General features: G+C 42.1%; 15 protein-coding genes and 1 other annotated feature. Of the genes, 4 read left to right on the forward strand and 11 right to left on the reverse strand.

Annotated elements, in window-relative coordinates:
- Nucleotides 1-11: 11 nt before the first annotated feature.
- Complete coding sequence (gene cls, locus RKD52_RS16645) at nt 12-1,535, reverse strand: cardiolipin synthase (RefSeq protein ID WP_454100586.1); 1,524 nt, start codon at nt 1,533-1,535, stop codon at nt 12-14.
- An 86-nt stretch (nt 1,536-1,621) separates the two neighbouring features.
- Nucleotides 1,622-2,293, reverse strand: coding sequence for an adaptor protein MecA (mecA, locus tag RKD52_RS16650; protein ID WP_454100587.1), 672 nt, complete (start codon nt 2,291-2,293; stop codon nt 1,622-1,624).
- Nucleotides 2,294-2,615: 322 nt separating this feature from the next.
- Here mecA and RKD52_RS16655 point away from each other — a divergent pair, with 322 nt between their 5' ends.
- Nucleotides 2,616-3,290: a TerC family protein gene (locus RKD52_RS16655; RefSeq protein ID WP_029282607.1), complete on the forward strand. Its 675-nt coding sequence runs from the start codon at nt 2,616-2,618 to the stop codon at nt 3,288-3,290.
- A gap of 24 nt (nt 3,291-3,314) precedes the next feature.
- Here RKD52_RS16655 and spxA read toward each other — a convergent pair whose 3' ends face one another.
- The gene (gene spxA / locus RKD52_RS16660) at nt 3,315-3,710 is read right to left on the reverse strand and encodes a transcriptional regulator SpxA (protein WP_029282609.1); all 396 of its coding nucleotides are present in this window, start codon (nt 3,708-3,710) and stop codon (nt 3,315-3,317) included.
- Between the two features lie 260 nt (nt 3,711-3,970).
- Nucleotides 3,971-4,549: a GNAT family N-acetyltransferase gene (locus RKD52_RS16665; protein ID WP_454100588.1), complete on the reverse strand. Its 579-nt coding sequence runs from the start codon at nt 4,547-4,549 to the stop codon at nt 3,971-3,973.
- A gap of 119 nt (nt 4,550-4,668) precedes the next feature.
- Between RKD52_RS16665 and RKD52_RS16670 the strand changes: the two genes are divergently transcribed.
- Complete coding sequence (locus RKD52_RS16670; RefSeq protein ID WP_454100589.1) at nt 4,669-4,854, forward strand: hypothetical protein; 186 nt, start codon at nt 4,669-4,671, stop codon at nt 4,852-4,854.
- A gap of 292 nt (nt 4,855-5,146) precedes the next feature.
- On the opposite strand, the gene RKD52_RS16675 is transcribed toward RKD52_RS16670, so the two are convergent.
- The 6 genes from RKD52_RS16675 to RKD52_RS16700 form a co-directional block, all read right to left on the reverse strand.
- A complete protein-coding gene (locus tag RKD52_RS16675; RefSeq protein WP_454100590.1) occupies nt 5,147-6,349 on the reverse strand; it encodes a putative glycoside hydrolase in 1,203 nt (400 codons plus the stop codon).
- A gap of 161 nt (nt 6,350-6,510) precedes the next feature.
- A complete protein-coding gene (locus tag RKD52_RS16680; protein ID WP_454100591.1) occupies nt 6,511-7,449 on the reverse strand; it encodes an ABC transporter ATP-binding protein in 939 nt (312 codons plus the stop codon).
- 3 nt (nt 7,450-7,452) lie between these two features.
- The gene (locus tag RKD52_RS16685; protein WP_369732223.1) at nt 7,453-8,496 is read right to left on the reverse strand and encodes an ABC transporter ATP-binding protein; all 1,044 of its coding nucleotides are present in this window, start codon (nt 8,494-8,496) and stop codon (nt 7,453-7,455) included.
- An 18-nt stretch (nt 8,497-8,514) separates the two neighbouring features.
- On the reverse strand, nt 8,515-9,537 hold the full coding sequence (opp3C, locus tag RKD52_RS16690; RefSeq protein ID WP_454100592.1) for an oligopeptide ABC transporter permease: 1,023 nt from the start codon (nt 9,535-9,537) through the stop codon (nt 8,515-8,517).
- Complete coding sequence (opp3b, locus tag RKD52_RS16695) at nt 9,537-10,463, reverse strand: oligopeptide ABC transporter permease (RefSeq protein WP_426863965.1); 927 nt, start codon at nt 10,461-10,463, stop codon at nt 9,537-9,539. The genes opp3C and opp3b overlap by 1 nt, the downstream gene beginning before the upstream one ends.
- A 146-nt stretch (nt 10,464-10,609) precedes the next feature.
- Nucleotides 10,610-12,307 carry a peptide ABC transporter substrate-binding protein gene (locus RKD52_RS16700; protein WP_454100593.1) on the reverse strand — a complete coding sequence of 566 codons (1,698 nt, stop codon included), beginning with the start codon at nt 12,305-12,307 and terminating at the stop codon, nt 10,610-10,612.
- Between the two features lie 416 nt (nt 12,308-12,723).
- Here RKD52_RS16700 and RKD52_RS16705 point away from each other — a divergent pair, with 416 nt between their 5' ends.
- On the forward strand, nt 12,724-13,083 hold the full coding sequence (locus RKD52_RS16705; RefSeq protein ID WP_454100594.1) for a DUF3899 domain-containing protein: 360 nt from the start codon (nt 12,724-12,726) through the stop codon (nt 13,081-13,083).
- 47 nt (nt 13,084-13,130) lie between these two features.
- Nucleotides 13,131-13,345 (forward strand) — a binding site (T-box leader).
- Between the two features lie 54 nt (nt 13,346-13,399).
- On the forward strand, nt 13,400-14,389 hold the full coding sequence (gene trpS, locus RKD52_RS16710) for a tryptophan--tRNA ligase (RefSeq protein WP_454100595.1): 990 nt from the start codon (nt 13,400-13,402) through the stop codon (nt 14,387-14,389).
- A gap of 46 nt (nt 14,390-14,435) precedes the next feature.
- On the opposite strand, the gene RKD52_RS16715 is transcribed toward trpS, so the two are convergent.
- The gene (locus RKD52_RS16715; protein WP_454100596.1) at nt 14,436-14,921 is read right to left on the reverse strand and encodes an STAS domain-containing protein; all 486 of its coding nucleotides are present in this window, start codon (nt 14,919-14,921) and stop codon (nt 14,436-14,438) included.
- Nucleotides 14,922-15,075 lie beyond the last annotated feature (154 nt).

Raw genomic sequence — 15,075 nt, forward strand, 5'->3', positions numbered from 1 at the left:
TTAGGTATGCCCTACAACAATGGCGAAAGCAGCCTTGACATGGATTCAAACAATTTCTGTTTGAACGGCCGTTTTTCAAATTCATCCATGATAATCTCATGAGAGTCCAAGATATCTTTTTCATAGTCATTGACCAGCTTCTGTGTGCTTCGTGTTCTGTACAGGAAAGCGTTGACTTCAAAGTTCAGATGAAAGCTTCTCATATCCATATTTGCCGTTCCGATTGAGGCAAGCTCATAATCGACGATGACAATTTTGCTGTGCATGAAGCCTTCCTTATATTCGTAGATCTTTACTCCTGCTTCAAGCAGTTCAAGGAAATACGACCTTGATGCGTAAAAGACAATTTTTTTATCGGGACGGCGCGGCACGAGGAGTCTGACATCCACACCGCTTAAGGCTGCTACCTTAAGCGCAGATAGAATATCCTCATCCGGAACAAAATAAGGTGATGCAATCCAGATGGAATCCTTGGCAGAGATAATCATGGAGAAGAACAGGTTTTTGATGACTTCCCATTTATTATCGGGCCCTCCTGCAATAATCTGTACTCCGCCTTCATGTTCTTCCAGTTGCACAGTCGGTGTCATGTACTCCTTCTTCACAAGGTTTTCTCCGGTCATATAGTACCAGTCCTGCAGAAAAATCATTTGAAGTGTGCGGACGGCTTCTCCGCGCACCATTAAGTGCGTATCCCTCCAGAAGCCGAAGTACGCATCTTTCCCCAGGTATTCATCTCCGACATTCAGCCCGCCGACAAATCCTGCAGTTCCGTCTATAACGACGATTTTTCTGTGATTGCGGAAGTTAACTTTATTATTTAAAAACGGCATTTTAACAGGCAAAAAAGAGACCACATCGATGCCTGCCGCGCGCATTTCTTTTATGTAGGATTTAGACAGCTTCCAGCTGCCGACTGAATCAAATAAGAAGCGGACTTCAACACCCTGCTTCGCTTTTTTGATCAGGAGATCTTTGAGCTTGCAGCCTACTTCATCGTGTCTGACAATATAGTATTCCAAGTGGACATGATGCTCGGCTTTTTCGATTTCGCTGAAGATATGGTCGAACGTTTCTTTCCCGTTCGTTAATGTTTTTGACCGCGTTGCAAATGAAATCGGTGTATGGCCGAGCCTATGGGCCAGATTAAAAAGCATTTGCTGGTGGTCTCCCATTAAGTCGATCTTATCTTCATAAGAGCGCTGATTCCCTTCAATTTCAAACATGATTTTTTCATCAACAAGCGCCTTTCTGTCAAACAGTTTCCGCTTCCTTACATTCCTTCCAAACACAAGGTAGAACAAAAAACCAATCAGCGGAAAGCTTCCAAGGACAACGAGCCATGTAATCGTCTGCGATGGCTTGCGGTTTTCAAGAAAGATAACAAAGCCGATGAAGATAATCGAAAATGTAAACAAAACAGTCACAGCCGTCAGAAGCCATTCGCTTGAAATACTGCCTGTCACGTTTTGAAGAAGGTAGATGCCTATTCCTATTAATGCTGTAAATAAAAAAACACGGACTGTATTCTTCATGTGATTCCCCTGACTCTATAAAGGTGATGGCCGCTATTGGCTAAAAAAAACCGACTTCAATCAGAATGAAATCGGCTTTTAGATCTTCAGCTGAAATGCTGCTTAATAACACTCAATGCGTTTTCGGCAATAATTTGTTTGCCGTATTCGGCAACGCGGTGAACCGTCATGCGTGATTCTTGTCCATACTCGAGTATAACACTGAGCATATTTTCAATGTCTTCGTCTGAGTGCTCATCGTTGAATTCCACAAAGAGGTAATACCGGTTCTCCATGGAATAAAGCGCGTTTGTAAACCCGCTGAGCTGTACTTTCGACAAAGAAATAAGGTGTTCAAAATCATTGAATTTCACAAGGAACTCAAGCTGCTGTTCCTCCTCATCCTGCGAGCTGTCTGATTTTTCATCAAGGTCATCGCTGAAATGATGATCGAGGATGGATTCAATATTTTCATCAACAGGCAGTTCTTTTACTTTATCTTCAGACAAGGGAAGCTCAATTTTCTGGCCGTCCTTTGAAAGCTGGGCTCTTGTCACGATTACTTCAAGCCCTTTGTCGAGCGCCTGAACCTGAATCCAAAGCGGTCCTTCGACCATAAAATCTTCTTCGTCATGCACTTCGTCCATCATTTCCCAAAAAAGCTCTTCGCTTCTTTCGCGGTTGTACCAGATTTCATCTCTGTCAAAACCGCGCTCTTCTATATCAAGATATGAAATATAAAACTTTACGGTATATTCATTAATACGTTCTATCTCCATCTTTACAACCTTCCCTTCTTTATATGATGTTGAAGGGACAACTAAACCCCTAAATAAGTTGCACTTTTTTACACTTTACCCAAATCAGCACCTATTTAATCGTCAGCGCAGCGCATTGCAGGCGTTTAAAACTTGTCTTGAAATTGAGACTTGCCTTTCAAGCTTCTTGTACTCCTATTTTATGATAAAACTGCTCTGAATGAAATAAAAAAACCTCAGGATTTACAAAAACAGTTATTTGCCCAGAAGGATAAGCTCATATTTCATCTTTTCGTTCATATACTTGGTACGAGCAGTCAATTACACAGAAAGAGGTACTTGAATGGAACAGGAATTTCTCATGTCTTTAGTTATGATTATCGGCATTGATCTACTGCTCGGCGGGGACAATGCGATTGTCATTGCAATGGCAAGCCGCAACCTTCCGCCAAAGCAGAGGAAAAAAGCTGTGGTGCTCGGGACGGTTTTTGCCATTGTCGTCCGGATTCTGCTTACAACAGTCGCGGTCTATTTGTTTCAAATTCCATTCGTACAGCTGATCGGCGGGATTCTTCTTCTCTATATCGCCTATCATCTTATTGTCGGGTCAGAAGAGAAGGAAGGAGAAATTAAAAGCCACCAGTCACTGAGAAAAGCCGTGCAGACGATTGTGGCGGCGGATATGCTGATGGGCATGGACAATGTCATTGCCGTTGCAGGTGCTGCAGGAGGGAAAACGGTGCTTGTCGTCATCGGGCTCTTAATCTCCATTCCTATTATGATCTGGGGGAGCAATTTGATTTTAAAGCTGTTGGACAAATATCCCGCTCTCGTCTACATCGGGGGAGGCATGCTTGCCTATACAGCCGGTAAAATGATTATCCATGAGCATAAGCTTGCACCAATCTTCCATACCCATCCAAGCATGGGCACGCTGCTTCCGTACTTGCTTATCCTCTTCCTGACAGCTGCTGGCTTTATCTATCAGCGCATGGAAAAAAAAGAAAACCTTCCTTAAATGATAAGGAAGGTTTTCTGTCAGTTAATTAACTAAACGCTGTGCTTCGCGCAGCTGGTATGTGCGTACTTTTCTTGGAAGGAATCGTCTGATTTCATCTTCGTTGTATCCGACCTGCAGACGCTTTTCATCAATAATGATCGGGCGTCTCAAAAGACCAGGATGCTCCTGAATCAGATCATACAGATCTTGAAGAGGCATCGTTTCAACGTTTACGTTCAATTTCTGGAAAATCTTCGAACGAGTTGAAATGATTTCATCCGTTCCGTCCTCTGTCATGCGCAGAATTTCTTTAATTTCGTCTACCGACAAAGGCTCTGAGAAAATGTTGCGCTCTGTATAAGGAATTTCATGTTCTTCCAACCATGCTTTAGCTTTACGACAAGAAGTACAGCTTGGTGATGTATATAACGTTACCATAAACCTTTCACTCCTTTATGTGTAAATGAGCATACTGCTATATAAGTAAGATGAATTGTATTTAGATTGAAATTACTTTAATTAAGTAATATCTATAAAGGATTATACTATAGAAAAGTAAGTAAGTATACACTTTTTAAATACAAATGTTTGACAAAACAGTTACAATTCCGTAAAGTGGCGGGAAAACTCTCTTTACACTTGCCAATTCCTGCGTTCTGCAGGTTTTGTCATTCGCAAGTGGACAGCAGGATTCTCAATTAATTCAGATTATCAAAAATGTCTTTTGAATCATCCCGGTCGTTTATCGACAGGACATCCTGAACATCCTGATATTTTTTCCCATAGAATTCTTTGTCTTTGTAAGTATGAATAAGCAAATACGTCTTTTTCATCGCTTCATAGATCTTCTCTTCGCTTGCATCATCAGGTGACCAGTACAGAATTTCCATTGGATTGACTTCATTCGTTGCGAGGGATTTTCTTCTGTATCCAATCGCTTTTGCATGCTGAAAGCCTTCTCTCTGGTAAAATTTCAGCCGCTTGCCTGTATCAAGTACATCTTCATCCACAGGTTCCACCTCTAAAAGTATTGGTTTTCCGAGTTCTTTCAGTTTCGCAATCAGCTTATGGCCCAGTCCCTGGCCTCTTGCTGACTTGGCAACAAATAAGTAATCAATGAAGATAAAATCATCAAGCTCGGCATACATGAGAACGTGGTGTTCCCCTTCATCTTTATAATAAATATCACCCCGCTCTTTCAGAAGAGTTTCCATATGTTCTTTTGATTTCATTTCCTCAACAGGAAAGTACTGATTAAGCTTCTCATACCAGTTCATTGACCCGCTCCTTGCTGTTCGTTAACGTTCGTTTCTCTCTAAATTAGATATACCCTCTTTCCTTAGTGTTAAACATGAGCTACTATAAAAATATAGTAAATAATGGGATGGTGATGGATTTGGCTGAATATGCAATAGATTTTCTGATTGTGGCAGCACTCGTTATCGGAATTACCGCCTTTATGGGAGTTATGGCAAACGGAATTGGAGAAACCATCTTTGCCGGAAAAAAGAAGAATGAACACGTGGATCACACCCTGAAAACACAGGCCGGCTGGAGAAAAGTCGGCGGACGGAAACAATAGGTAAAGGGATTTAAGGCGGATTAGAGCACTTTCTAACCTCATAGTACATGAGAAGTTGTTATTAACAGCGGATTAGAACATTTACCGGGTTCAATAGACGAGGCAAAGTGTTGTTAGAGGCGAAATAGAACGTGTGCCACAAAAAAGGATCCACCTACCATACAATTGGCAGTACTCGTGATAAAACACCACAAATACGGATCCATTCCTAGTCTTTTAACACGAAAAACCGAACTGGCTATGGCTAGTTCGGTTTTTTCATGACTAAAACAGTTACGTCCCAGCCTCTTTTTTACGGAGTATAATCAACGCCCTTTGTATAATTGTTCCCTGCGTTCCATATGAGATATTCATCGATTCCCTGATCCTGAAGCGCCTTGATTTGGGCTTCCACGTCTTCTTTTCCGTACTTTTTATAATTGCCGGAGCCAAGCCACGAGGCGGTAAAGTCCTGAAGCCAAGGCCTTGAGACGGGACTGTTTTTCAGCTCTGCCAGCTTTTTCTTTTCAAGTTTCGCATATTCTGTAATCAGCTCATAAGGTTTCAGATCGGGTTTTTCTATGCCGAAATAGGCCGTCCAGTGGCTCGGATAAATCATAGAGGAGATGACATCTACATGGCTTGAAATTTTCGAGAAGTTCTGCCCGATGCCCGGCGCTTCCGGAAGGGTTGCTGTATATCCGAAAATATCAACAGAAACCTTGACGCCATATGGCTTCAGCTTTTCTTTTGCATAGGCTACAAAATCCGTTACCGCTGTTACCCTTTTTTGAACATTATCCTGTTTTAACTGACCATATTTTCCCTGACTGTAGGTAAGGGCTGCATCTTTGTTTTCAAAGCCTTCCGGAAACCGGACATAATCAAACTGTATTTCCTGGAAGCCTAATTTAGCTGCCTCGATGGCAATATTCACATTATAGTCCCATACTTCCTTCATAAATGGATTAACAAATGATTCGCCCCTGCCGTTTTTCCATACGCTGCTGCCGTCCTGAAACGACCACTCGGGCTTCTGCTGCGCAAGTACAGAATCTTTAAATACAACGACCCTTGCAATCGGATAGATGTTCTTCTTCTGAAGCTGTTCAAGCATGGCCCGCGGATCTTTTATGTATTGCTTGCTGATCCCGATATAAGGCGACGTTTTTTCAGGCATGTAGGTCAGGTTTCCAAAATCATCTTTCACATCGATAACCATAGCATTTAAATCTGTCTTATCAATCAGGTCTGTGAGCTGGCTGAACTTGCTGCCTCCTGCTGAATGGCCTGTCACATAAATCCCTCTGATTGCATCAGGGTACTGAAACACGAGGCCTGAATCAAACAGAAATCGGAACATTTCTTCCGGAAGCTCTTTCAGCTGATGAACGATTTCTTTAGACTCATGAACGGATGCGGTTAAAACGGAATCCGCCTGTGCCTGATGTCCCCCTGCTAATACAGGTATGAACGCAAGCAATGCGGCAGGAAAAATCTTCCTATAAAAAGCCACGTTACCACCCCTTTTTGGCTAGTTTCTTCTTATTATAAATGACAGGTATAGAGGTTCATACATGTAATGAGACTTATTTTTACAAATTCCAACAGGATTTGCCAACCACTTCCTTGAAATATAAAAAAGCGACCTCTTTAAAAGAGGTCACTTCAACATAGCTAGTTCGTATATTTTGCCTGATATTGTTTGAATTCCGCTTCTGAACACATAACGAAATGTCCTGGTTTTACTTCGCGGAACTGCGGTTCATCTCCTGCAGTGTATTGATGCTGGGCAGGATCATATTTTTTTCTGATGCGCGTGCGCTCATAGTCCGGATCCGGAAGCGGAATCGCAGACAATAGAGCCTGTGTATAAGGATGAATCGGATTGTTGTAAAGCTCTTCTGCATCTGCAAGCTCTACAAGCTTTCCGAAGTACATAACACCGATGCGGTCACTGATGTATTTTACCATGGAAAGGTCATGGGCAATGAACAGGTACGTAAGACCTTTTTCCTGCTGAAGCTTTTTCATCAGGTTGACAACCTGAGCCTGAATCGAAACATCAAGCGCTGAAATCGGCTCATCGGCAATAATGAAGTCAGGATCTACAGCCAGCGCGCGGGCGATTCCGATACGCTGGCGCTGTCCTCCGCTGAACTCATGAGGATAGCGGTTCGCATGCTCCCGGTTCAAACCAACTGTCTCAAGCAGCTCATATACCCGCTCCATGCGCTCTTTGTCTGATTTCGCAAGACCGTGAATATCAATTCCCTCGGCAATAACGTCAGAAACCTTCATTCTCGGATTTAATGAAGCATAAGGATCTTGGAAAATCATTTGCATTTTACGGTTAAAGATTTTCAAATCAGCTTTTGATTTTTTTCCGTGGACATTGACTCCGCCAAACTTCACTTCTCCGCCGGTTGCTTCATACAGACGGATGATTGAACGGCCTGTTGTCGATTTTCCGCATCCGGATTCTCCGACAAGTCCAAGTGTTTCGCCTTTATAAATGTCAAACGAAATACCGTCAACAGCTTTCACTTCATTCGATTTTCCTACATTAAAGTGCTGTTTCAGATCTTTCACTTCAAGAAGTTTTTCTTTTTGCATGTGTTATTTTCCCTCCTTGATTTCAGGGAACTTGCGCTGGCGCAGTTTAACAGCTGCCGGCGGTTCAACTTTAGGAGCGTCCGGATGGAGCAGCCATGTTGCCGCATAATGGGTATCGGACACTTTAAACATTGGAGGCTGCTCTTCTAAGTCAATCTGCATCGCATATTCATTACGGGCAGCAAATGCATCACCTTTTGGAGGGTTTAGCAAGTTCGGAGGCGTACCCGGAATGGCATACAGTTCCTGGTCCTGAGAATCAAGACTTGGCATCGAACTGATTAATCCCCATGTATATGGATGCTGAGGATTATAGAAAATTTCATCGACTGTGCCGATTTCAATAATCTTGCCGCCATACATGACTGCTACCCGGTCAGCAACGTTTGCCACGACTCCAAGGTCATGCGTAATGAAAATAATGGATGTATCGATTTTCTTTTGAAGATCCTTCATCAGCTCAAGGATCTGGGCCTGAATCGTAACATCAAGAGCTGTTGTCGGCTCATCCGCAATTAAGACTTTGGGATTGCAGGCAAGAGCAATTGCAATTACAACCCTTTGTCTCATACCGCCTGAAAATTGGTGCGGATATTGCTTAAAGCGAAGCTCGGGCTTTGGTATCCCTACAAGACGAAGCAGCTCAATCGCTCTCTCTTTCGCCTGTGATTTGCTCATATTCTGGTGCTTCACAATTGGTTCCATAATCTGTTTGCCGACAATCATTGTCGGGTTCAAAGAGGTCATCGGATCCTGGAAAATCATAGAGATGTCTTTTCCTCGAATCTTCTGCATTTGTTTATCGCTCAGCTTGGCAAGGTCTTTGCCGCCAAAAAGGATCTGGCCTTTTTTTATGTCAGAGTTGCTTTCAGGCAGCAGACGCATGATTGACTTAGTCGTAACCGATTTCCCTGACCCGGATTCACCTACAATGGCAAGTGTCTCTCCTTTTTTCAGGTCAAAGTCAACTCCGCGGATTGCCTGTACTTCTCCTCCAAATGTATGGAAGGAGATGTGCAAGTCTTTTACTTCAAGTATTTTTTCCATCGTCTATTCACCTGCCCTCTAGTCTCTCATTTTCGGATCAAGCGCATCGCGCAGTCCGTCAGCAATCATATTGAATGCAACCATAATGACACTGATTACGATCGCAGGGTAAATCATTTGATATGGGAATGCTCTCATTGATTTGAATCCTTCATCAATCAGCGTTCCAAGTGAAGCAATCGGATCCTGAAGTCCAAGACCGATAAAGCTCAGGAATGCTTCAAAGAAAATCGCATTCGGAATCGTGAACATCGTATTGATGATAATGACACCGACCAGGTTCGGGATTAAATGTTTAAAGATAATTTTCGAATGACTTGCACCAAGCGTTCTGGAAGCAAGAACGAATTCCTGATTTTTAAGTTTAAGAACCTGCGCACGCACGACCCGCGCCATTCCGACCCATCCAGTTATCGTCAGGGCTACAGTGATTGAGATAATACCAGGTTTCAAAATTAAGATCATGAGAATAACAACAACAAGGTTCGGTATTCCCATCAGTACTTCAATAATACGCTGCATGACATTGTCAATGCGTCCGCCGAAGTAGCCTGAAATAGCTCCATAGGCAACTCCGATTACCATATCAATAAAGGCTGCAAGGAAGGCGATGTAAAGAGAGATCTGCGTTCCTTTCCAGATACGCGTGAACTGATCTCGTCCAAGGTTATCTGTTCCAAGCCAGTAGTACTCTTTAATTTGTTTTTGCTCGTACACATTCACTTCTTCTCCATTATTAAGGGTTCTTGTCCCGTCGAATGGAAGCCAGCTCACATTTTCAAGTCCCTGAATGCGGGGCGGCAGGTTGGAGTGCGTCGCTTTTTGGCGGGCTGAATCATATCCGCTGACAGCAGGCCCGATAAAAGCAAGCAGCGTCAATAATACGATGACAACTAAGCTTGCAACTGCAGCTTTGTTTTTTCTTACGCGAAGCCAGGCGTCCTGCCAGTAGTTTAAACTTGGTTTGTTAATCTCTTCACTCTTAGAGGAATCAATTTTAGCGGGCTGGAACAATTCTTTGCTGATTTCTTTTTCTGCCATTATTTTTTACCTCCCGCTAAACGAATTCGTGGGTCAATGATGCCGTAAAGGATATCGACAACAAGAATGATGACGACAAAAAGGAATGCAAACAGCAGGGTTGTACCCATGATGACCGGATAATCATTAACAGTGATCGATTTAACGAACTGCTCTCCAAGACCCGGTACAGAGAAAATCTTTTCAATGACAAGAGATCCTGTCATCAAACCTACTGCAAGAGGTCCAAGAACCGTTACAACAGGAATCAGCGCGTTTCTGAGCGCATGTTTAAACGCAATTTCAAAGTAGCTTGCACCTTTTGCTTTGGCAAGCGTGATGTAGTCAGAATTCAAAACATCGATCATTTCCGTTCTCATAAAACGGGCAGCAATCGCAATCGGGAACATCGCAAGAGCGATCGTCGGCAGAATGCTGTACTCAGGCCCGCGCCAGAATGCAACAGGAAGCCATCCAAGTTTAACGCCAACGTAATATTGAAGGAGTCCCGCAAAAACGAATGACGGAATGGATTTTCCTATGACAGCAAAAAATGTTGCTCCGTAATCCACCCAGGTGTTTTGCCGCAAAGCACCAATGACACCTAGAAAAATCCCAAATAGTGTTCCTACAAACATTGCCTGAAATCCGAGGGTTGCAGAAGGGGCGATACGAGCAGCCAATAGCTCAGATACCGGAGTGTTGTCGAATTGGAAAGATACTCCAAAATCACCTTTTACAATATTGGTCATATAGGTGATATACTGCACTGGTACAGGTTCATCCAGCCCGTATTTTTCTTTCATAATCTCAATTTGCGAGTCAGAAAGCTTGGCACTGTTAAATGGAGTACCGGGGATCAGTTTCATTAGGAAAAATGTGAAAGAGGCAATTAATATCAATGTGATTAACATGTAAATCATGCGTTGCCCTAAATATTTGACCATGTGTGCACCTCCTGGAACTATATAAAAATTCAGAATCATCTACATAATTCGACAATTCTTTAGCAGGTAAAAAGAGAGTATATCGGATATACTCTCTTCTTATTCTTTTTGATTATAATCATTTTTCTGGTAACTGCAACAAAAAATTACTCAGCGTCAGTGATTTTAATCCACTTGTAGCTGTATTCAGGTCCTACAAGGTGGTACGTAAAGCCTTCAACCTTTTTGTTGATCAGAAGGTTTGAAGCACGCTGATACATAGGAGCGATACCCGCATCTTCTTCTAATAGTACTTTTTCAGCTTCTTGAAGAGCAGCGAAACGCTTAGCCGGATCATTAGCTAGAGTTGTTTGAGCGTCTTTTAGAAGTTTGTCATATTTTTCGTTTGAATATGCCATTCTGTTGTTTCCGCCATCTGTGATCCATAGATCAGAGAATGAGATCGGGTCTAGATAGTCAGGACCCCATCCAGCAGCCTGGATGTCGTAATCCATCGTTTTGTCACGGTCAAGACGCACGCTGAAAGGTACGCTTTGAACGTCGATTGTTAAACCAGGAAGCGCGTTTTGAAGCTGGTCTTTCATGTAAGAGTCAACTGTTTTAGATGTTTCAGTGTCTCCGCCAAGGTATACAAGCTTAACTTCTTCCTGGCCGATTTCAGCTAATCCTTTTTCCCAAAGCTTTTTAGCTTCTTCAGGGTTGTAAGTCAGAAGATCCTTGTTAACTTCACGGAAATCTTCGCCTGTTTCAGGGTGTGTAACAAATTCAGCAGGTACTGCATAGTTAGCCGGTTTAGAACCGTTGTTAAGAATTTCGTTCGTTAAATCTTCTTTGTTGAATGCCATAGCAATTGCTTTACGGATGTTCACGTTAGCAAGAGCTTCGTTCTTTTGGTTTAATTTCAACCAGAAAATTGTAGGCTCTAACCATCTTTTCAGGCGGTCGTCACCATCGTATTGAGCGATAACAGCAGGTGTTGAAAGCTTAGGAGTTACATCAGCTTCTCCAGCTTCAAATGCGTTTGCTGCAGCTTGAGGATCTTTAGATACGTTGAACGTAATTTTCTCAAGACTTACATTTTTTGCATCCCAGTACTCAGCGTTTTTCTCTAAAGTCCATTCAGTATCAGCAGGTCCTTCCCATCCAGCGATTGTGAATGGTCCGTTGAACACTAAATTTTCAGACTTTTTACCGAAGTTTTCGCCTTGCTCTTCAACAAACTTTTGGTTTTGCGGGTAGAACGTTGGGAATGCCATTAATGACTTGAAGAAAGGAATCGGTTTTTCAAGAGTGACAACAAGTGTCTTTTCATCTTGAGCTTTTACTCCAAGATCTTCAGGTTTAGCTTTACCATTATATAATGCTTCAGCATTTTTGATTTTACCCATCATCATGTATGGACCGTAAGCAGATCCAGTATCAGGGTTAAGAGCGCGCTGCCATGCAAATACAAAGTCATTTGCTGTTACAGGCTCTCCGTTTGACCATTTAGCATCTTCTTTAATTTTGATTGTGTACTCAGTGCCGTCTTCGTTAGCTTCCGGCTCGCCGTCAGCCATGCCCGGGATCGGCTCCTGGTTTTCATCAATACGGTATAAACCTTCATTCGTATTGTTTAATTGAGATAAACTGATTGTATCTTCTGCAAGAACTGAGTCCATAGATGGAATCTCAGAAGATTCAAGTACTTTCAGCTCCTGAGGAACATCAGCTGCTTCTTTAGAGTCTTTGTCTTTTTCTCCTCCATCAGAAGAACTGGATCCGCCTCCGCCGTAGCAAGCAGTTAAGAAAACGCTCAGTACAAGCGAAAGGACTAAAAGCAATGAAAATTTTGACTTTTTCATTTATTACCCTCCCTTTTATTTTTAAAAAATTCTTACAAACACTATTATACAAGCTTTCGAATTTTTGTACATTCATTTTTTTAATAAAATTTACACAAATGCAATAAAATTAAGACTTTTTTAAAGCAAAAATAGTTCTTTATGCCTATATTATCTACGGTATTTCTTCATGATATTTCATTCATTTAACATAAAAATGGCCAGAAGCACTGCCTTTGTAAAGATTTTAAATTGTAAGTAAAATTAAAAATGTATACAATATACAACAATAGCTAATAAACTATTTTGCAGGGAAACTGACAATATTCTGAGTAGTATTACTTTTCTCACAATAATTTTTTTTATATATTTCAATATAAAAAAACTATTGAACATCCCCGTAATTTAGTAATATAAAAAGAAAAAAGAGGGTATTTATGAATCGAAAATTATTTTTATCAGCCTTCACCGTGTCATTTGTTCTAGTCTTTCTGCTTTCACTGCTTTTCTATCAGGAGATCAGCCTGCTCCATTATATCAATATTTCATTTTACATTTCCGGGGTTCTGCTCTTTGCTTCCCTATTCCTTTTAGTGGCTGAAGGCGGATTCTTTGACGGCATCACTCAAGGGTTCAGAAGAACCTTTCAATCCAAAGGCCGGGACCTTGAAAAGAAGGAAGTAGAGGAAATGAGACTCTTTTCGGAACTCCTGCGGGTTCAATATACACCGTTCCTGCTTGCCGGACTGCTGCTTGCGGCCACGATGCTTGCATCTCTTGCTGTTTATTATTTATGAACAGTTGAAAATCACAGCGCAAGCCACTATAATGTAGGAAATAACATGTAAACGCGATGAGAAAGAGTAGTACACAGTGACCTTATTTTTCAGAGAGTCTGCTGCCTGGTGAAAGGCGGACAATAAACACTGCGGAATGGACTTTTGAGCAGCTGACTGAAATTTAAAGTAGGATCAGCCGTTTCGTCTTGCGATAAAAGACGTCAAGTGATTTCTATTACAGAAATAATCAGGGTGGCACCGCGGTCCATTCGTCCCTTTTAGTTCAAGGGGACGAATGGGCTTTTTTGCGTTATTTTAAGAAGGAGTGAGGAAAATGAAGACCATTTTTTCGGGCATCCAGCCCACAGGTAATGTTACGTTAGGAAACTATATCGGAGCTATGAAACAGTTTGTGGACCTGCAGAATGACTATGACTGCTATTTTTGCATTGTCGACCAGCATGCAATTACACAGCCGCAGGATCGTCTGCAGCTCCGCAAAAGCATAAAAAGCCTTGCAGCACTATATTTAGCTGTTGGACTTGATCCTGAAAAAGCAACATTGTTCATTCAGTCAGAGGTTCCGGCGCACGCACAGGCTGGATGGATGATGCAATGTGTGGCCTACATCGGCGAACTTGAGCGAATGACTCAGTTCAAGGACAAATCGGCTGGCAAAGAAGCCGTTTCTGCCGGTCTGTTAACCTATCCGCCTCTAATGGCAGCCGACATTCTACTATATAAAACGGATCTCGTTCCAGTCGGCGAAGACCAAAAACAGCACCTGGAGCTCACAAGAGACTTAGCTGAACGCTTTAATAAAAAATACAATGACATCTTTACCGTCCCTGAAGTGCGTATTCCAAAGATCGGTGCAAGGATTATGTCCCTTGCAGATCCGACGAAAAAAATGAGCAAATCAGATCCAAACCAGAAAGCTTTCATTACACTGCTGGACGATCCTAAAGTGATTGAAAAGAAAATCAAAAGCGCGGTTACCGATTCGGAGGGCATTGTAAAATTTGATAAAGAGAACAAACCGGGTGTATCTAACCTTCTCTCCATCTATTCCATTCTTTCAGGCATTTCCATCGAAGACCTGGAGAAAAAATATGAAGGAAAAGGCTACGGAGATTTTAAAGCGGATACCGCTGCTGCCGTGATTAACGCCCTGCAGCCTATTCAGGAAACATACTATGCCCTTGTTGAATCAGATGAACTTGACGAAATCCTTGACCGCGGGGCTGAACGTGCAAACGCACAGGCAGGAAAAATGATTAAAAAGATGGAAAGCGCTATGGGTCTTGGAAGAAAACGAAAATAAAAAAGGGAGAGTGCTCAATAAAGAGCTCTCTCCTTTTTTATACCTGCTACATTTTTTCAAACTCCATGCCTTTTTGCACCATTAAGTACTGCAGTGCCGTCCGGAAGGTTAAGAATGTCTTGATGTCCTGGCCGTTTGATAAGCCAGATGAAATTAACAGCTGGATGACAGCAGGGCCAAAACCGACGAACAGAATCTGAATGCCCATGAGCCTTACAGCGGCCGTCAACTGCTGGATATAGGATCCAAACAGTTCTACCTCCCCGATTTCCCGTTCTGATATGGCGGTAAAATCGATGATGACAGTAGCGACTTCATTTGCGTGAGATGTTTCCAAGATTTTAGACGTAATCATATCAAACCGTTCTGATGAAAGCTTCCCGGTAATCGGCACAAGAATGGTCTCCGGTATGATCGAAGGAATAATCGGAACAGAAATATCTCTGATCAGTTCTTCCTGTTCCCGAAGCTGCCTTTTCAATTCGATAATCTCTGCCTGCAGCTCTTCCACATTTACTTTTTCACTTATCATATATGCCCTCGCTCAAATGAATGACTTTTTTTCATTTTACCATTGTTTCAGCTTTTTACCTATTAAATAGAAGTTTTGGAATGGTTTTTCCGGTTTTTTATTTAGCAGATTACAAAAACAGAAAAAGAAGCCAATTCCGGCTTCTTTTAAGCTT

Source organism: Metabacillus sp. SLBN-84, assembly GCF_053629595.1.

Bases quoted from the DNA above. Each gene is read 5' to 3' on its own strand.
- RKD52_RS16700 (WP_454100593.1), bottom strand. From the start codon at position 12,307: ATGAAAAAGTCAAAATTTTCATTGCTTTTAGTCCTTTCGCTTGTACTG.
- RKD52_RS16715 (WP_454100596.1), bottom strand. From the start codon at position 14,921: ATGATAAGTGAAAAAGTAAATGTGGAAGAGCTGCAGGCAGAGATTATC.
- RKD52_RS16655 (WP_029282607.1), top strand. From the start codon at position 2,616: ATGGAACAGGAATTTCTCATGTCTTTAGTTATGATTATCGGCATTGAT.
- RKD52_RS16665 (WP_454100588.1), bottom strand. From the start codon at position 4,549: ATGAACTGGTATGAGAAGCTTAATCAGTACTTTCCTGTTGAGGAAATG.
- mecA (WP_454100587.1), bottom strand. From the start codon at position 2,293: ATGGAGATAGAACGTATTAATGAATATACCGTAAAGTTTTATATTTCA.
- RKD52_RS16685 (WP_369732223.1), bottom strand. From the start codon at position 8,496: ATGGAAAAAATACTTGAAGTAAAAGACTTGCACATCTCCTTCCATACA.
- RKD52_RS16680 (WP_454100591.1), bottom strand. From the start codon at position 7,449: ATGCAAAAAGAAAAACTTCTTGAAGTGAAAGATCTGAAACAGCACTTT.
- spxA (WP_029282609.1), bottom strand. From the start codon at position 3,710: ATGGTAACGTTATATACATCACCAAGCTGTACTTCTTGTCGTAAAGCT.
- trpS (WP_454100595.1), top strand. From the start codon at position 13,400: ATGAAGACCATTTTTTCGGGCATCCAGCCCACAGGTAATGTTACGTTA.
- cls (WP_454100586.1), bottom strand. From the start codon at position 1,535: ATGAAGAATACAGTCCGTGTTTTTTTATTTACAGCATTAATAGGAATA.
- RKD52_RS16705 (WP_454100594.1), top strand. From the start codon at position 12,724: ATGAATCGAAAATTATTTTTATCAGCCTTCACCGTGTCATTTGTTCTA.
- opp3C (WP_454100592.1), bottom strand. From the start codon at position 9,537: ATGGCAGAAAAAGAAATCAGCAAAGAATTGTTCCAGCCCGCTAAAATT.
- opp3b (WP_426863965.1), bottom strand. From the start codon at position 10,463: ATGGTCAAATATTTAGGGCAACGCATGATTTACATGTTAATCACATTG.